Genomic DNA, 17,136 nt, shown 5'->3' with positions numbered 1-17,136 from the left:
GTCCTCATAACAAAATATTCCTGTCATTTATGCAAAAAATAATGTTTATACCTTGATGCAGGCTTTCTCATGTTTTAATAATAATAATATACATTATACATTATTATTTCAAGATAAAGGTCGCTTTTGAAGGCTTCCTGACTTGTTTTATTATTGACTTTTCAAATATATCTTTAAAAGAATTCTAAAGGAAAACTATGATACCACGCTACTCTAGACCTGAAATGAATGCTATCTGGTCCAGCGAAACAAAATATAAGATATGGTTTGAAATTGAAGCACATGCTTGTGATGCATTAGCTGAAATCGGTATTGTTCCTAAAAGTGCTGCTCAAGCAATTTGGGCAAAAGGGAAACATGCCAATTTTGATATTAACCGTATTGCTGATCTTGAAAATCACATCAAACATGATGTTATTGCTTTCCTCACTCATCTTGCTGAAATTATCGGTGCAGATGCACGGTTTATTCATCAAGGAATGACATCCTCTGATATCCTTGATACCTGCTTTAATATCCAGCTCATGAGAGCTACTGATCTTTTACTGACAGATATTGATCAACTGTTAGAAAATCTTAAACGACGTGCATTCGAACATAAAAACACGATTACCATAGGACGGTCTCATGGCATTCATGCCGAACCAACAACTTTTGGGCTTAAACTTGCTGTAGCCTATGCAGAGTTTACGCGCTGTCGCCAACGTCTTGTTAATGCGCGTCAAGAAATATCAACTTGTGCTATTTCCGGTGCTGTTGGCACCTTTGCACATATAAATCCTTATGTTGAGCAATATGTTGCCAATGCAATGGATCTCATACCGGAACCGATTTCTACACAAATTATCCCTCGTGATCGCCACGCTATGTATTTTTCTACCCTTGCAATTATTGCTTCTTCTATTGAACGCCTGTCTACAGAAATCCGACATCTACAACGCACTGAAATTCTTGAAGTAGAGGAATTGTTCTATCCAGAACAAAAAGGCTCTTCAGCAATGCCTCATAAACGCAATCCGGTACTAAGCGAAAACTTGACAGGACTAGCTCGTATAATACGTTCCTATGCAGTACCTGCTATGGAAAATGTTGTTCTTTGGCATGAAAGAGATATTTCTCATTCTTCTGTTGAACGAGTAATTGGTCCTGACGCAACAATTCATCTTGATTTTGCATTAACACGTTTAGCCAATGTTATTAATGAAATGCTTATTTATCCTGATAACATGACAAAAAATCTTGAGCAATTTCGAGGACTTATTCATTCACAACGTATTCTTTTAGCGTTAACACAGTCAGGTGTATCTCGAGAAAAAGCTTATGAACTCGTTCAGCGTAATGCTATGAAAGTCTGGGAACAAGGGAAAGATTTTTTAGAAGAATTACTTGCTGATACTGATATACAACAGATCTTATCAGAAGAACAAATTAGAGAAAAATTTGATCTTAGTTATCATACTAAACATATAGACACAATTTTCCAACGAGTTTTTAGTTAAAAGGATATTAAGTAATGATTCTTATATCTTGCGAAAAGATTATATTATAGGATATGAGAAGAAAAGAATGCTTTAAAGTAAAATATTATTATAAGAAAAACATTCAAAAAATATTACCAAGAACGGTCAAAGAGCTTATATCTTGCACATTTTGAAATACAATGTATGTTAAATTTTTCCTAAAAAATGAAAGAGACTATTATGATTAAGAGGTATAAGAAAATCTTTGCAAGATTATCAATGGTGTTCAATTCTATAAAATAGAGAAAAGCTTATGAAGCGTCGTCATCGTATTTACGAAGGCAAGGCTAAGATAATTTATGAAGGCCCTGAACCAGGTACTCTTGTTCAGTTCTTTAAGGATAATGCTGTATTTTTAAACAAAGAACATCACAAAATAGTTAATGGAAAAGGTGTTTTAAATAACAGAATATCAGAATATATATTTGTCCAGCTGAATAAAATTGCCATTCCAACACATTTTATTCGTAGACTAAATATGAGAGAGCAACTAATAAGAGAAGTGGAGATGATTCCCCTGGAGATAGTTGTTCGAAATATTGCCGCAGGGTCATTAACAAAACAGTTAGGAATTGAAGAAGGTTTGGTTCTTCCACGTTCGATAATTGAATTTTACTATAAGTCTGACAATCTCAGGAGGCCTATGGTTTCAGAGGAGCATATAACAGCTTTTGGCTGGGCAAGTCAGTCTGATCTAGAAGAAATGACAGCCCTTGCTATACGAATGAATGATTTTATGACTGGCCTTTTTTTAGGGGTAGGAATTCAGCTTGTAGATTTCAAGATTGAATGTGGACGCCTCATTGATGGGGATGTAGTACGTATTATACTGGCTGATGAAATATCTCCTGATTCCTGTCGACTATGGGATATTGAAACAAAAGAAAAGATAAACAAAAAACGCTTTAGTCATGATACAGATGGATTAATAGAAGCTTATTCTGAAGTAGCAAGACGCTTAGGTATTCTCAATAAAAATGAACCAGTAATCGAAAATTTTCTAATTCCTTTTAAAAGACTGTAATACGAATGAACCTTTTTAAAGCTCGTGTAATTGTAACAATTAAAGATAGTATACTTGACCCTCAAGGTAAAGCTATAGAAGGAGCTATTGCTAATACAGGGTTTAAAGGAATTCGTAAAATACGCCAGGGAAAGGTTTTTGATATAGAACTTTTCTGTGATAATCAGTCGAGTGCTGAACAAGAATTAAAAAATATGTGCGAAAAGTTACTCGCAAACACTGTGATTGAAAATTATGATATTACAATCGATTTACCTTAAAAAGAATACCTTTCAAGAAAGATCAAGATATTTCTTGATCTTTCTTTTAAGAATAAAGAATCATCCTTTAGGTGTCCTTTGTCTATAAAAACTGCTGTTATTCAACTTCCAGGCCTCAATCGTGATCGTGATATGATTGTCGCATTGGAAAAAATTTCAGGGATAACCCCTCTTCTTCTCTGGGAGACTGATACCGATATTCCTAATGTAGACCTTATCGTTATTCCAGGTGGTTTTTCCTATGGTGATTATATGCGGTGTGGAGCTATTGCTGCCCGAACACCTGTGATACAATCAGTAAAGAAAAAAATAGAGCAAGGTATAAAAGTTATAGGAATTTGTAATGGTTTTCAAATTCTTTTGGAAGCAGGCATCCTTCCAGGTGCATTAATGCGTAATGCTTCCCTAAAATTTGTATGTAAAGAAGTCCTTCTTGAAGTAACCAATGCCGAAACCAGCTTTACACGAGCATATACTAAAGGTCAAATTATAAGGTGTCCTGTTGCACATCATGATGGCAACTATTTTGCTGATGAAGATACGTTACACAAGCTAAAAAGCGAAGGTTTAATAGTTTTTCGTTATGCATCAGAAACGAATCCTAACGGGTCATTATATGATATTGCCGGAATTATTAATTCACAAGGCAATGTCTTGGGAATGATGCCACATCCAGAAAACATGATAGAATCTGCTACACATGGAGGAAAAGACGGATATGGTATTTTTGATTCTGTACTTAATATGATATTAACATAATTTATAATCCATAAACTAAAAAAGATAATGAGTTCAATTTATGTCTAATTCCCGCTTTTCTTCTAGGATAGCTATTGTTCTATACACTGGCATGGCTTTTCTCATGTGTGCTTGTGGTTACCGCAAATCCTCTACGAATATAACAAATAATCAATCCCTTTCTACTTTAGAAAATATCGCTATATCTGCACAAAAATGTTGGTTCAAATCAAAAGATCCAACATTTTCTGCTTATCGACTTGAACCAGAACTCGATTCGTTTAGTAATAAACCACGACTCCTTATTGTTCCTAAAAATAATCCTGAAGACCTTCCTTTACTCGTTGTACAAGGAGAAGGATCTCCTCTTCGTTTAAGTATTTTTGGGCCTTTAATGAGCAAGAACATATCTTATCGAATATCTAAAGACATACAACGATGGTCAACTGGTAAAAAAGAATGCTAAATTAGCTTGATTTTAGTATTTTTTAAAACATTCTTCTTATTATTATATCCGAAACAAGTTAGAAAATTATTAAAATTTAAGTCCCATGACTATTTCTTCTATATCTATTACACCAGAACTTATTGCAGCCCATGGTCTTAACAACGATGAGTACGAGCAAATACTCATTTTGCTAGGAAGACAACCCAATATAACAGAACTTGGTATTTTTTCAGCAATGTGGAATGAACACTGTGCCTATAAATCATCAAAAAAATGGCTAAGGTTACTTCCTACAAAAGGACCATATGTGATCCAAGGTCCTGGTGAAAATGCAGGAATAATCGATATTGGTGATGATGATTGCCTCGTTTTCAAGATGGAGAGTCATAATCACCCATCCTATATTGAACCTTACCAAGGAGCTGCAACAGGTGTAGGAGGGATTTTGCGTGATATTTTTACTATGGGCGCTCGACCTATTGTTCTTTTAAATTCATTACGATTTGGAGAAGTGAATCATTCTGATACTAAACGCCTTGTTGCAGGAGTAGTTTCTGGTATTGCTGGCTATGGCAATTCTTTTGGTGTTCCAACAATAGGAGGAGAACTTGAGTTTTGTTCTTGTTACAATGGCAATATTCTTGTTAATGTTTTTGCAGCAGGTCTTGTTAAAAAAGATGCAATTTTCTTTTCGAAAGCGGAAGGTGTTGGCCTTCCCATTATATATTTAGGCGCAAAAACAGGGCGTGATGGAGTAGGTGGAGCCTCTATGGCTTCAACACAGTTTGATGAAACTATTCATGAAAAAATGCCAACTGTACAAGTTGGTGATCCCTTTACAGAAAAATGCCTTTTAGAAGCGTGTTTAGAGCTAATGGCTACTGGAACTGTTATTGCAGTCCAGGATATGGGGGCAGCAGGCTTAACTTGTTCAGCAGTAGAAATGGGTGCCAAAAGTAATTTGGGTATAGAATTAAACCTTGATGCCGTCCCTATTCGTGAGTCAAAAATGACAGCATATGAAATGATGCTCTCGGAGAGTCAGGAACGTATGCTTATCATTGTCAAGTCAGGAGAAGAAAGCAAAGCAAAGCAAATTTTTCAGAAGTGGGGCCTTGATTCTGCAGTTATTGGTAAAACAACAAATGATCTCCGTTTTCGTGTATTTCATCATCATCAAGAAGTAGCCAATTTACCTATTAAAGAACTCGCTGATCAAGCACCTGAATATGATCGTCCATCATCCGAACCAATAGCATCCGTCCCTGTGGACTTTGAAATATTGCATAACCATAAAGAGCGTTACAATGATATGCTTGTGCGCCTTATCGGTTCTCCAAACCAATCATCCAGACGCTGGGTTTATGAACAATACGATACAATTATCCAAGGAAACTCTCTTCAGCTTCCAGGAGGTGATGCTGGCGTTGTCCGTGTTGAAGGCCATAAATCCAAGGCATTAGCTTTCTCTTCTGATGTAACACCACGCTATGTAGAGGCTGATCCATTTGAAGGAAGTAAACAGGCCGTTGCAGAATGCTGGCGTAATATAACAGCAACAGGGGCCTATCCGCTTGCAGCAACTGATAATCTTAATTTTGGAAATCCTGAGAAAAAGGAAGTAATGGGACAATTCATTGCTTCAATAAAAGGTATTCGTGAAGCTTGTCAAATACTTAATTTCCCTATTGTGTCAGGAAATGTATCTCTTTACAATGAAAATAATGATGCCCGAATATTTCCAACGCCAACAATAGCTGGTGTTGGCATTCTTCCAGATTGGAGCCTCATGGCGCGAATTAATAGTGCAAACGAAGGCGATTATGTCTTGATGATAGGACAGGATGGTTCACATCTTGATTGTTCGAGTTATTTAATAGAATTAACAGGATATTGCAAAGGACCTCCTCCTAAAGTTGATCTTTTGGCTGAACAATCTCATGGAAATTTTGTTCGTTCACTCATCTGTAAAAAACAGGTTACTGCTTGCCATGACATCTCTTCAGGTGGACTTGCTATTACTTTAGCAGAAATGATAATATCTTCTGGAAAAGGAATGGATCTTTCTTTTGAGACATGTCAAGGATATCCAATCTCTCTTCTTTTTGGAGAAGATCAGGGTCGTTATGTAATTACTGTCCCTGCTCATATAAAAAAACACGTCTGTCTTGAAGCAAGTAAACAAGCCATTCCATTACGATCTCTTGGAAGAATAGGAGGAGATTCTTTAATTATTAAAGAAATAATATCCATTCCTATTATCAAATTACGTCAAGCCTATGAAAATTGGTTCCCCGGATTCATGGATAATAATGTTGTTTATGCTACTTAATAATAACTTATCTTAGAGGAGAAATTTGAATGCCAATGAATATACGTGAAATAGAAGAAATGATAAAAAAAGGAATTCCAGACGCAAAAGTTACTATTCGTGACACAATGGGCGATGGTGATCATTATGCAGCAGAAGTTGTTTCTGAAACATTTCGTGGGAAGACTCGTCTTCAACAACATCAAATTGTTTATAATGCCCTTCAAGGGAAAATGGGAGGAGAGCTGCATTCTCTTGGTTTGAAAACAGCGCTGCCATCATAAGGATTTTTCAAGATTTATTTTGTTATTATTGTTAAATGACAGTTTTGTTATCATAAGAAGGGTTAATATATATGACAGAGGTTCAAGATTTTATTGCGAATGAAATAAAAAATAACGACGTTGTTTTATTTATGAAAGGAACTTCTGAGTTTCCTCAATGTGGGTTTTCAGGTCAGGTTGTAAAAATTCTGGATTATCTTGCAGTTCATTATAAATCTATTAATATTCTTGAAAATGACGATCTTCGTCAGGGAATAAAAGATTATTCTAATTGGCCAACAATTCCTCAGCTTTATATAAAAGGTGAATTTATAGGTGGTTCTGATATTATACGTGAAATGTTTCAAGATGGTGAACTACAAAAACATTTTAATCAAAAAGGAATAAAAGTCCATATGCCCTCTTCTTAATAACTTTAAACAGTTATGATATTAATTATTTTTAGAAATTTTTTTTGCGGCTTTTCTCAAATTGTATTCTAGCCTTCAGAAAGTTTTTAAATGGCAAAGCATATTTTTCCAAAAAAATTAAAGCAAGCAAATATGAGATCCGCAGAGTTTATAACTCTTATGGCTATGTTAATGGCTATGAATTCTCTTGCTATTGACATAATGCTTCCTTCTCTACCAGAAATTGCAAAGACTTTACATGTTGTGAGCGAGAACGACCGTCAACATGTTATATCTTTTTATCTTATTGGCTTTGGAATAGCACAATTATTCTATGGCCCCTTTTCTGATCGTTTTGGCCGCAAAGTTGTTATATTAACTGGCCTTTATATATATATGCTATCTTCTATAACAGTTTTGGCTGTTGATTCCTTTACTGAACTGCTTATTTTACGGTTTATTCAGGGGATTGGTGCAGCAGCAACTCGGGTTATCACTGTTTCTATTATCCGTGATCTTTATCATGGGAAAGAAATGGCCAAAATCATGTCAATTACAATAATGTTATTTATGGCGATGCCAATCCTTGCACCGGTCATAGGCCAAAGTATTATCCTTATAACCAATAGTTGGTATTGGATTTTCATCAGCATGGCAATTATAATTTCCATTTTAATATTATGGTGCTCTTTACGTCTTCCTGAAACCTTAGATCCAAAAGATAGACGACCACTAAACTTTATTTCTGTTGCTGAAGGACTGGTTTCTATTTTCAAAAATCGTCTTGCCATTTTTTATACACTTGCCAATAGTTTAATTCTGGGATCATTATTAGGCTTCGTTAGCACCTCACAGCAAATTTATACTGAAGTTTATGATTTAGGGGTCTTGTTTCCATTAGCTTTTGCTATTGGTGGAGTTTCCATATCTATTGCTTCTCTTATAAATTCCCGTTTAGTAGAACATTTAGGTGCACGCCTTGTTTCACATCTTGCGATGATTAGTTTTGTCGGTATTACAAGTTTATGGTTTTTAATACAAATATCAGAACCTACACCGATGAATATTGTCATTTTTATAAGTTTCTTCTTTTTAGCTACTTTTAATTTCGCTTTGATGAATTCAAATTTTACCAGTATTTGTATGGAACCTTTTCCAAATTTAGCTGGCATGGCAGCTTCAATATTTGGTTTTATAAATACAATCGCAAGCACAATTATTTCTGTAATAATTGGTCAATTTTACAACAAAACAACTCTCCCTATTGTAACCAGCTATTTTATTATATCAATTATTACACTTTTTTTAGTTTTGTTTGCCGAGAAAGGAAAGCTATTCAAACATTCGAGATAAACTCTTTTAAAGAACTTTAATCAGAATATCTTCTTTTTCAAGAAATCTCAGATATAAGAAAAAAGAAAAGTTATTTTCTCTTTTTTATTGTTGCCATTATAAAAAACAGCAAGGACTATTATATCAGTATACAGATATTTATCTCTCATTTTCCGCAATGAAAGAAATCAAAAAATGAATTTCAGGGATAGATTGATTTCATAAATCTCATAAACAACAAAAAAAGCCTCATTTTGAGGATATTAATCATCTAATAGCCTACGAAATCAAAATTCTTTAAAAGATTGTTACTACTAAACCCATAATCATTGGAGATATTTTGATAAAAAACTCAGGGTTCAAAAACAGACCAACCTGTTTTATGAGTTAAAAGTTCAAGAGCCATTTCGCCAACAAGAGAATTTCCTACTTCGTTCAATCCAGGGGACCATACAGCAATAGATGCTTTTTTCGGAGCAATAGCAAGAATACCCCCACCGACACCACTTTTTCCAGGTAAACCAACACGATATGCAAAATCACCAGAATTATTATAATGGCCACAAGTAAACATGATTGCATTAATTCGTCGCGCTTGCTCAGGAGAAATGACTCTCTTACCCGTTATCGGGTTATAACCTTGAACAACCAAATACAAACCCGCCTTTGCCAGTTGTATACAATTCATCGTCAAAGCACATAAATGACAGTAAACATCCAGAACATCTTCAACCTTATGAATAATATTTCCATAAGAACACATAAAATTAGCTAAAGCAAAATTACGATATGTTGTAGAAAACTCGGAAGCAGCCACAATATGGTCAATATAAACAGACTTATCTAATGTAATATTATGCACAAAACTCAAAAAATCATCTATTGCTTCTGCTGGTGTTTTATTCACTAGGATTTCATCTGTAACAACTATAGCGCCAGAATTCATAAAAGGATTACGTGGAATACCCTCCTCATTTTCAAGTTGCACTATAGAATTAAAAGAAGAGCCAGAAGGCTCACGCCCAACGCGCTTCCAAAGCTTTTCACCAACTCTTTTGAGAACAATTGTTAAAAGAAAAACTTTTGCTATACTCTGAGTTGAGAATTTGATACTTGCATCACCAGCTTTAAAAACACTGCCCTCAGGAGTAGCAACTGCGATACCAAATTGATGAATATTTACTTTCTCTAGTTCTGGAATATAGGTAACAGAACGACCCTTACCAATATGAGTGCTTAATTCTTGATAAATATCATCAACTATTGATTGTAAATCCACACTTTATTCTCCTTGGTAAAATCCTTTCAAAGAAAATTTAGCGAGAATAAAACTCAACAATTAGATTAGGTTCCATGATAACAGGATATGGCACTTCAGATAACTTTGGTACACGCAAAAACTTTGCTGTCATATTCTCATGGTCTGCAATAATATAGTCAGGGACATCGCGTTCGGCCAGCTGAACAGCTTCCAGAACAGAAACTAGTTTCTTTGATTTTTCACGGACTTCAATAACATCTCCAACTTTACAACGATAGGACCCGATATTGACTCGTGAACCATTCACCATAACATGACAATGATTTACAAACTGGCGAGCTGCAAAAACTGTAGGAGTAAATTTAGAACGATACACTATCACATCAAGGCGGCATTCGAGTAAACCGATAAGATTCTCAGAAGTATCCCCCTTACGACGACTTGCTTCCTTAAAAATGCTATGAAACTGTTTTTCTCGAATATCTCCATAATAACCCTTTAATTTTTGTTTAGCAAACAACTGCAAACCAAAATAAGATAATTTTCCTTTACGACGCTGGCCATGTAACCCAGGACCATAGGAACGAATATTCACAGGTGACTTTGGACGCCCCCAGATATTCTCACCCATACGACGATCTATTTTATATTTAGATGACTCACGCTTACTCATCGCATTTCCTTTAATTTAATGATTTCATAACATTAACAAGACGTATCTCAAGGAAACGCGCCCTCCTTTGACATGATCTCTCATTTCTGACAGGCCACTAACCTTTTGACAGGAATGACCACGGGACACGTTTAATAAACAGGAAACATACCAAAAAGGTAAGTTATATCCTAATATACCTTAATTCTATTAACAAGATTTATCTTTAAACATGATCTGCTTCCAGGTCAACGGTAAAATAAAAAACATCTTTATTTAAAGATAATACTCTCTTGATTTAAGAGTCAATACTATTGATAGAGTGTTTTTTCTTAATATTAAAACCAAATCCTTGCATGAAACGTTGTACAGAAAAATCCGGAATTCCTGAAGTAAATAGTGCAATCTCCCTACAGGATGTTATTTGTTCACTAGCGATTCTTGGTAAGAGTGATCGTACGCGGCGTGCTATAGCATCTGCTGGATCCAGCCAATCAACAGGCCAGAAAGCAAGACGACGTAAAATGTTGATAATAAAAGGATAATGTGTACAGGCAAGTACAATAATATCTGTTCGACATTTTCCTTGTTCAACGAAACAATCATGGATTTCAGATCTAATCTCTTCATCGTCAATAGGCTTACCTCGTATAAAATCTTCAACTATAGAGGCAAGATTTTTAGAACCAACAAGCTGAACATTGCATTTTGAAGCAAAAGACTGGATTAAATCATGCGTATAGGCACGCCTGATTGTTCCAGCTGTTGAAAGTACAGAAACAAACCCAGATAAAGTTCGCTCGGCAGCAGGTTTGATTGCTGGAACTGTACCAACAAAAGGTATTAATGGAAATTTAGCACGCAAATCAGCGCCAACAAGTGTAAAAGCAGTATTACAAGCAATAATGCATAGTACTGGGTCATATTGTTCAAAAATTTTTGAAAAAAGAGAGATAAGATGTTGTTTTAATTGATCATCTTCCCATTTTCCATAAGGAAAAGCACTATCATCAGCAATATAAATAAAATTATAGTCAGGAACAAGAATCCGCACTTCTTTAAATACAGTTAACCCACCAATACCACTATCAAATATAAGAACTGGTTTCTGGCAATCAGGTTTTATTATCAATAGATGTAATCCTTATAATCTTCTGTCTCCTCGTGGAAAATTTTCAGAAAAACGATCCAATGAAGAAATTACTCCCCGTAATACAGTAAGCTCTTCATGTGTAAATCCAGGTCTCATCAAGACAGCCCGTAAATTATCAATCATTTTTTCCTTTTTCTCAACAGGATAAAAATAACCCCTAACCTCTAAAGCATGCTCCAAATGCATAAATAAATTAAACAGTTCATCTTTTGTTGCCGGCTTGTTATTATATTTTAAAATGTTCTTTTCAGAAACATTTTTCAAATTAATTTTCATGAATTCCCATGCCATTAATAAAACTGCCTGAGAAATATTCAAAGAAGACGATGAAGAATTGACAGGAAAAGTAATGATTTCATCAACAAGTGTTAATTCCTTATTGGTTAATCCCGAACATTCACGACCAAAAACCAAACCAACAGCCTGATGCGAAAGTATTCTCATTTTTAAAGCAAAAGCAGCCTTTTCTGGTGAATCAACAGGCTTAAAGCTATCCCGATTCCGAGCTGTTGTAGCATACACGAAATTAAGATCAGCAATCGCTTCCTCCAAACTGGTAAAAACACACACATTATCAATAATAGAACCGCCTTTAGATGCAGTAACGCGCGCTCTTTCATTGGGCCAACCATCACGGGGATTAACAAGACGCAATCTCGAAAGAGAAAAATTTGACATTGCCCGTGCTACCATACCAATATTTTCACCAAGCTGGGGCTCAACAAGAATAACAACTGGCTGATCAGCATAAAAATACAGCTGGTTACGAGCACTCAACATCCTGATTATAAATCCCTTGCCGCCTTAACATAAACAAAAAACTCTCTCTCAAAAAAGTTTAAAAATATTCTTTATCTTTTCGTCAAGGAATATTTGTAAATCAGAAAAAAAATATTAAAACTATAAATATTTTAAAATTTTAATAAAATCTTTATTTTTTAATCTAGACAAGACGAATCAGCTCTGATTCATTGAACATGATTCGACAAGCGTTAATGATACGAATCAATCACGAGGATTTACTTTCAAGGCGACTTACATGACAAATGCACAGGATGCAGCATCATCCTATAGCTGGTTACAATCAAAGCTTCATCAACAGGGATTAATCTCTTATGGGCACATCTTGTCTAAACTAAGAGTTATTCCCATATCTATCTGCTCTTTTGCTCAATTACTTTTAAAAAGACTAATCCCTATGTTGAGCGTTTCTTTCCTTATATTAATAGCAATCGCTAATGTTATAAGAATTACTTCTCATCATATACAAAGAGAAAAAAGCATACATCAAGAATTAATACTCTCAGCAACAGCAGCTTCTGCAGCCTTTTCTAATACAAACATAAACTTTGATATCAATTCTCGTACACAAGCTGAAGCAATTCTCGAATCAATAATTCCTCAAAGTCAATTACCCCCTGAAAGTTTCATTTTGCTCATTCAAGCAGATGGCTTGATATTTGGTTCATCGGTATCGGGTATTTCTCATGTTGGAAAAAAAATTGGCCAAATTATGCCAGAACTACTTTTTTTTAAGAAATTTGGCACCCGTGCTGGAATCCTAGAATCTGTTCTTGATAAAGAAATGTATTACGTATCATTGGTAAGAGCAACTCAAAATGGAGGGTTTGTTTTAGCAGCTAATCCTCAAGCACCCATTATACGTCTTTGGCGTGAGGAAGCAACGTCCTGTGTAACACTGTTTGCACTAACATCGTCTATTTTATTTTATATCCTGTATAATTACTATATACAACTTTATAGAGCAAGAACAACCAATGACAACTTTCTTGAGTCAAATATACGTGTAGAAACAGCTCTTTCTCGCGGAGGATGTGGTATTTGGGATTTTGACTTTGTAAACAGGCAATTTTACTGGTCACAATCCATGTATGAAATACTTGGAATTCCCTATTCAAATAAAGCACTGTCATTTGGGGAAATTGCGCGCCTTTTTTATCCGAAAGATAGAACTATTTACGATATCGCCCGATCCATAGCACGGGGAACTTCTGTTCAGGTTGATAAAATTTTTCGTATCCGTCATTCTCAAGGACATTATGTTTGGATGCGCATACGTGCACAGGTCATGAGAACTTTATCAGGGCATATGCATATCATTGGTATTGCCATGGATGTAACCGAACAACAACGTCTGGAGCAATATTATGTAGAAGCAGGTCAACGTCTAACAGAAGCAATAGAATGCACATCAGAAGCTTTTGTTCTATGGGATAAAAATGATAAACTTGTCATGTGTAACGTTCATTATCAGCAAGCCTATGGATTGCCTGATGATATTCTTGTTCCGGGAACTAAACGTTCAGCTGTTAAATCCAAATCAATTCGACCAGTAATAGAACGCCGTATTCCTAGTGTATCTAGCCGTCCTGGACAAGCGATCACAACAGAAGTACAACTTGCTGATTTACGATGGCTACAAATCAATGAATGGGTAACCCGTGATGGTGGTTTGGTATCTGTAGGCACGGATATTACACAATTGAAACGTAATCAGGCAAGACTAAAGGAATCAGAACGACGGCTTATGGCCACCATCAATGATCTTTCTGCTTCACGCCAGATACTTGAACGCCAGAAATCTGAACTATCAATTGCTAACGCAAACTACCAAGCTGAAAAAGAGCGTGCGGAAGCTGCCAACAAGGCAAAATCAGAATTTTTAGCGAATATGTCTCATGAACTTCGAACCCCTCTCAATGCTATTTTAGGTTTTTCTGAAATACTCAAAGATCAAATGTTTGGACCATTAGGGTCAACAAAGTATAATGAATACGCCAAAGATATCCATGATAGTGGGAAACACCTCTTAAATGTTATCAATGATATACTGGATATGTCAAAAATTGAAGCTGAACATATACGTATTGAAAGAAAAACGATTGCCCTTCATTCTCTTATTGAAGAAAGCTTGCGTTTTATTGCAATTCCTGCTCAGAAAAAAAACATTCTTGTAGAGGAAAAAATTGCTCATGAATTGATATTTAATGCTGATCGACGTGCCATGAAACAAATTCTGATTAATTTGCTATCCAATGCAGTAAAATTTACTAACAACGGTGGACGAATAGTGGTGCGTGCTCGTAAAATTAGAAACAAGGTTATTATAACAATAGCTGATACAGGGATTGGTATTCCCAAACTAGCTCTCAATAAAATTGGACAACCTTTTGAGCAAGTTCAAAGCCAATATGCGAAAAGCAAAGGAGGCTCAGGTTTAGGTCTTGCTATTTCTCGTTCCCTTATTTCCCTTCATAACGGAACCATGAAAATCCGTTCAAGAGAAGATATCGGCACGGCTATTTCAGTACGAATTCCTGATAATCCATGTATGGTTATAAAAGAAACAACCTTATTTTCTAATTCTTTTGCAGCATAATTTATATAAAATAGTTAGAAAAGATCAAATCCTTAACAAGGAAGCTCTTAAGTTGATTATCCTTCTATTGAAAGTATAATCAAAATTACAACCCCTTGGTTTTCAAGGCTTTCAGCGTCCGTTTAGTCGCACCTGAAAAAGGTAAGACCTTTTACCCTCCTTTCCCTGGCTTTTTCCAGCATCCTATAGTCACACCATATCGGTCATGATTGAGGATTTGTAAAGCCAGTTCTCCAGAAATATTTTCATTTTTGGGAAGCATGATTGGCTTCCATCCTGTACAGGTTGCCTCTCTAGTGGCCAGTCCATCCGTCCTTGCGCAGCTCGTCAAGAGCAGTAGAAGGACTATTCCCGCTTTCAACTTTCTTCCTCTGCTCGGCTTCTTCATGCAAAACCCTTTCCGTTTCTTTTTTGTCCGCTTCCTGTGCTGAGGCCTTTCCCTTTCTATGCCCTGCAGCAAATGCCGAGAAAAGTGCCAGAATGACTCCCAGAATCGCATAAAGTAATGTCATGATGTTTCATCGCCTCCGTCATCCTTTCCGCTGTGTACGCCCTGTGTCGTCATAAGACGCAGCATCACACCCGTTACAGGCAGAACAAAAGCCAGAACCCTGAACAGATGATCGCCAACAAGACCGTTGAGCCTGTCAACGTTGTCGGCAATCGTACAGACAAAAAGAACTCCTGTATTGAACCATATCGTTTTACTCCGCCACCATGCTTTTCTATGCTGCTTCATGAACCTCTCCCAGAAACATAAGCCTCTCCTCTTTCCTGCGCTTCATTAATCCAGCAACGGGAACAAGTTTGCCGTTCCTGTGATCATTGCCCCAGCGCAGAAACTGTTCCGCTGCAGCTTCATACTGACCTTCATTGACAAGATGCAAAAGGGTAGAGCCATAAAAAGCAGAACAGCCAAGATTGTAGACAAAGCTCACCAGAGCATCGAACTGGCTTTGGGTAAGAGAAACCGTAACATGGCTGTTCACTGCTGCTTCTGCCTCACGAAGTTCCTTTTTAAGAAACTCTTCCGCCTGCTCTCGGGTCATCGTGGTAAAATGCTCGCCTGGCTTTATCAGATGACCATAGCCAATGGTTGGAAGACCTGCAGTGTCCTTGTAGACATGCGCATCAAAGCCTTCCTTCTCCTTGATAAAATCAATGCCCTGCTGTGATGTTTTAAAATTGTTTTTGCTGTTTCCAGACATAATTTCTTTCCCTCTCCTAATAAGTGTGGTATAAAAATCATGCACCAAGCCGATCCGTTAACGCGGGTCGGTTTACTGTTTCCAGTGCGGAAACTGTTTTATAACGGCGAAGATAGCCAGAATGGCACCTCCAAGCACAGTAATAACCTTGGAAAAACTATAAAGGTTCTTCCCTGTCTTCCACGCACTGGCCATCTCCTGAAGGACATCGTTGTTCTGGTCAATCTTGATTTCAAGACGCTTGACATTCTCCTGAAGACATTTGATCTCTTCCTGAAGACGCCTGAAATCCTCATAGGAAACATAGTGGCTGTGACCCCTGTCACCCATCAGGATATCCTTCTGAAAAGGGTCGTGCACGGTGTGACGGAAGAAGGATCAGTATAGGTATATCCGCAGCATTGCCATACTCCATCAAGCGATAATCCTTCCATTAACTATAAGGTTGCCAGTAACATTAAGGTTGCCAGTAATATTAACAGTTCCCTTTGACATATCCAGCTTCGTTTCTATTGTTTTGCCATCGGGTGAGCGTTTCTCAATCACAAGAAAGTTCCCTGTTGGATCAAAATAGATAACGGCTCTATTAGCTCCTGTGTTATCCTTGAACACTATCTGCCAGTTACCACCAGATGGCCCTTGTTGAACGATAAGGTTAACAGAGCCAGAAAGATCACCCTTTGATATTATGGATCCTAAAACCGTCAAAATGCCGTTGATTGTTTCGTTGCCTGTGACGCCAAGATTGCCGTTCACTGTTTCGTTGCCTGTAATAACAAGATCACCCTTTGATATTATCGCTCCTAAAACCGTCAAAATGCCGTTGATTGTTTCGTTGCCTGTGACGCCAAGATTGCCGTTCACTGTTTCATTGCCTGTAATAACAAGATCACCCTTGACCGTGCCGCCTGTAATCGGAAGAACATCGCCAATGGCAGGAACATTCAGGTTCTTGCGGGCTTCCTCAGCGGTACTCGCTCCTGTGCCACCTGCATTGACAGGCCTTTTGGCATTCTGTGCCTCTGCCAGATCTTCAGAGGTGTTGTTCCAGGAGTCAGACCTGACAACATCGCCTGATTTTGCCTTTGTCCCCGCGGGAAGAGAATATATATTTCCAGTATAAGGCATGGAAACCTCCTTGCTTAAATAGAGAGTG

19 protein-coding genes are annotated in these 17,136 nt (G+C 36.8%); 10 read left to right on the top strand and 9 right to left on the bottom strand.

Annotated elements, in window-relative coordinates; translation table 11 throughout:
- Window positions 1–197: 197 nt before the first annotated feature.
- From purB to B488_RS02555, 9 genes are all read left to right on the top strand, one after another.
- Window positions 198–1,499, top strand: coding sequence for an adenylosuccinate lyase (gene purB, locus B488_RS02595; protein WP_015272955.1), 1,302 nt, complete (start codon window positions 198–200; stop codon window positions 1,497–1,499).
- A gap of 274 nt (window positions 1,500–1,773) precedes the next feature.
- Window positions 1,774–2,544: a phosphoribosylaminoimidazolesuccinocarboxamide synthase gene (purC, locus tag B488_RS02590; protein ID WP_015272954.1), complete on the top strand. Its 771-nt coding sequence runs from the start codon at window positions 1,774–1,776 to the stop codon at window positions 2,542–2,544.
- A 5-nt stretch (window positions 2,545–2,549) separates the two neighbouring features.
- On the top strand, window positions 2,550–2,804 hold the full coding sequence (gene purS / locus B488_RS02585; RefSeq protein ID WP_015272953.1) for a phosphoribosylformylglycinamidine synthase subunit PurS: 255 nt from the start codon (window positions 2,550–2,552) through the stop codon (window positions 2,802–2,804).
- Between the two features lie 84 nt (window positions 2,805–2,888).
- On the top strand, window positions 2,889–3,563 hold the full coding sequence (purQ, locus tag B488_RS02580) for a phosphoribosylformylglycinamidine synthase subunit PurQ (RefSeq protein ID WP_041771040.1): 675 nt from the start codon (window positions 2,889–2,891) through the stop codon (window positions 3,561–3,563).
- Between the two features lie 103 nt (window positions 3,564–3,666).
- Window positions 3,667–4,008, top strand: a complete 342-nt coding sequence (locus B488_RS02575) for a hypothetical protein (RefSeq protein WP_015272951.1) — start codon at window positions 3,667–3,669, stop codon at window positions 4,006–4,008.
- 85 nt (window positions 4,009–4,093) lie between these two features.
- Window positions 4,094–6,322 (top strand): phosphoribosylformylglycinamidine synthase subunit PurL, encoded by a 2,229-nt coding sequence (purL, locus tag B488_RS02570; RefSeq protein ID WP_015272950.1) that lies wholly within the window; start codon window positions 4,094–4,096, stop codon window positions 6,320–6,322.
- 29 nt (window positions 6,323–6,351) lie between these two features.
- Entirely contained in the window at window positions 6,352–6,585 is a 234-nt protein-coding gene (locus B488_RS02565) for a BolA/IbaG family iron-sulfur metabolism protein (protein ID WP_015272949.1), read from the top strand.
- 71 nt (window positions 6,586–6,656) lie between these two features.
- Window positions 6,657–6,995 (top strand): Grx4 family monothiol glutaredoxin, encoded by a 339-nt coding sequence (gene grxD / locus B488_RS02560; protein ID WP_015272948.1) that lies wholly within the window; start codon window positions 6,657–6,659, stop codon window positions 6,993–6,995.
- Window positions 6,996–7,085: 90 nt separating this feature from the next.
- Window positions 7,086–8,327 carry a multidrug effflux MFS transporter gene (locus tag B488_RS02555; protein WP_015272947.1) on the top strand — a complete coding sequence of 414 codons (1,242 nt, stop codon included), beginning with the start codon at window positions 7,086–7,088 and terminating at the stop codon, window positions 8,325–8,327.
- 331 nt (window positions 8,328–8,658) lie between these two features.
- On the opposite strand, the gene B488_RS02550 is transcribed toward B488_RS02555, so the two are convergent.
- The 4 genes from B488_RS02550 to B488_RS02535 all read right to left on the bottom strand — a co-directional run bounded on the left by B488_RS02550 (window position 8,659) and on the right by B488_RS02535 (window position 12,152).
- A complete protein-coding gene (locus B488_RS02550; protein WP_015272946.1) occupies window positions 8,659–9,585 on the bottom strand; it encodes a glutaminase in 927 nt (308 codons plus the stop codon).
- 37 nt (window positions 9,586–9,622) lie between these two features.
- On the bottom strand, window positions 9,623–10,240 hold the full coding sequence (rpsD, locus tag B488_RS02545) for a 30S ribosomal protein S4 (RefSeq protein WP_015272945.1): 618 nt from the start codon (window positions 10,238–10,240) through the stop codon (window positions 9,623–9,625).
- A gap of 277 nt (window positions 10,241–10,517) precedes the next feature.
- Entirely contained in the window at window positions 10,518–11,351 is an 834-nt protein-coding gene (murI, locus tag B488_RS02540) for a glutamate racemase (protein ID WP_015272944.1), read from the bottom strand.
- 12 nt (window positions 11,352–11,363) lie between these two features.
- Complete coding sequence (locus B488_RS02535) at window positions 11,364–12,152, bottom strand: RNA methyltransferase (protein WP_015272943.1); 789 nt, start codon at window positions 12,150–12,152, stop codon at window positions 11,364–11,366.
- Window positions 12,153–12,411: 259 nt separating this feature from the next.
- Between B488_RS02535 and B488_RS02530 the strand changes: the two genes are divergently transcribed.
- A complete protein-coding gene (locus tag B488_RS02530; RefSeq protein ID WP_015272942.1) occupies window positions 12,412–14,772 on the top strand; it encodes a PAS domain-containing sensor histidine kinase in 2,361 nt (786 codons plus the stop codon).
- Window positions 14,773–15,065: 293 nt separating this feature from the next.
- Here B488_RS02530 and B488_RS02525 read toward each other — a convergent pair whose 3' ends face one another.
- The 5 genes from B488_RS02525 to B488_RS02505 all read right to left on the bottom strand — a co-directional run bounded on the left by B488_RS02525 (window position 15,066) and on the right by B488_RS02505 (window position 17,108).
- Complete coding sequence (locus tag B488_RS02525; RefSeq protein WP_015272941.1) at window positions 15,066–15,284, bottom strand: hypothetical protein; 219 nt, start codon at window positions 15,282–15,284, stop codon at window positions 15,066–15,068.
- Entirely contained in the window at window positions 15,281–15,511 is a 231-nt protein-coding gene (locus B488_RS02520; protein WP_041770629.1) for a hypothetical protein, read from the bottom strand. Before B488_RS02520 ends, B488_RS02525 begins: the two co-directional genes overlap by 4 nt.
- Entirely contained in the window at window positions 15,498–15,980 is a 483-nt protein-coding gene (locus B488_RS02515) for a lysozyme (protein ID WP_015272940.1), read from the bottom strand. Before B488_RS02515 ends, B488_RS02520 begins: the two co-directional genes overlap by 14 nt.
- 72 nt (window positions 15,981–16,052) lie before the next feature.
- Entirely contained in the window at window positions 16,053–16,310 is a 258-nt protein-coding gene (locus B488_RS02510; protein WP_015272939.1) for a hypothetical protein, read from the bottom strand.
- Between the two features lie 84 nt (window positions 16,311–16,394).
- Entirely contained in the window at window positions 16,395–17,108 is a 714-nt protein-coding gene (locus tag B488_RS02505) for a bactofilin family protein (RefSeq protein WP_015272938.1), read from the bottom strand.
- Between the last annotated feature and the right edge of the window lie 28 nt (window positions 17,109–17,136).

This window comes from Liberibacter crescens BT-1, assembly GCF_000325745.1.
GTDB classification, from domain to species: domain Bacteria; phylum Pseudomonadota; class Alphaproteobacteria; order Rhizobiales; family Rhizobiaceae; genus Liberibacter; species Liberibacter crescens.
The sequence above is the reverse complement of the archived record's forward strand: the minus strand, read 5'-3'. Positions and strand labels throughout refer to the sequence as shown.

Excerpts from the sequence above, each read along its gene's own strand:
- B488_RS02505 (WP_015272938.1), bottom strand. The coding sequence starts at position 17,108 with ATGCCTTATACTGGAAATATATATTCTCTTCCCGCGGGGACAAAGGCA.
- B488_RS02520 (WP_041770629.1), bottom strand. The coding sequence starts at position 15,511 with ATGAAGCAGCATAGAAAAGCATGGTGGCGGAGTAAAACGATATGGTTC.
- B488_RS02510 (WP_015272939.1), bottom strand. The coding sequence starts at position 16,310 with ATGGGTGACAGGGGTCACAGCCACTATGTTTCCTATGAGGATTTCAGG.
- purL (WP_015272950.1), top strand. The coding sequence starts at position 4,094 with ATGACTATTTCTTCTATATCTATTACACCAGAACTTATTGCAGCCCAT.
- B488_RS02555 (WP_015272947.1), top strand. The coding sequence starts at position 7,086 with ATGGCAAAGCATATTTTTCCAAAAAAATTAAAGCAAGCAAATATGAGA.
- purB (WP_015272955.1), top strand. The coding sequence starts at position 198 with ATGATACCACGCTACTCTAGACCTGAAATGAATGCTATCTGGTCCAGC.
- B488_RS02530 (WP_015272942.1), top strand. The coding sequence starts at position 12,412 with ATGACAAATGCACAGGATGCAGCATCATCCTATAGCTGGTTACAATCA.
- grxD (WP_015272948.1), top strand. The coding sequence starts at position 6,657 with ATGACAGAGGTTCAAGATTTTATTGCGAATGAAATAAAAAATAACGAC.
- rpsD (WP_015272945.1), bottom strand. The coding sequence starts at position 10,240 with ATGAGTAAGCGTGAGTCATCTAAATATAAAATAGATCGTCGTATGGGT.
- B488_RS02575 (WP_015272951.1), top strand. The coding sequence starts at position 3,667 with ATGTGTGCTTGTGGTTACCGCAAATCCTCTACGAATATAACAAATAAT.
- purC (WP_015272954.1), top strand. The coding sequence starts at position 1,774 with ATGAAGCGTCGTCATCGTATTTACGAAGGCAAGGCTAAGATAATTTAT.
- B488_RS02535 (WP_015272943.1), bottom strand. The coding sequence starts at position 12,152 with ATGTTGAGTGCTCGTAACCAGCTGTATTTTTATGCTGATCAGCCAGTT.
- B488_RS02525 (WP_015272941.1), bottom strand. The coding sequence starts at position 15,284 with ATGACATTACTTTATGCGATTCTGGGAGTCATTCTGGCACTTTTCTCG.
- B488_RS02565 (WP_015272949.1), top strand. The coding sequence starts at position 6,352 with ATGCCAATGAATATACGTGAAATAGAAGAAATGATAAAAAAAGGAATT.
- B488_RS02515 (WP_015272940.1), bottom strand. The coding sequence starts at position 15,980 with ATGTCTGGAAACAGCAAAAACAATTTTAAAACATCACAGCAGGGCATT.
- purS (WP_015272953.1), top strand. The coding sequence starts at position 2,550 with ATGAACCTTTTTAAAGCTCGTGTAATTGTAACAATTAAAGATAGTATA.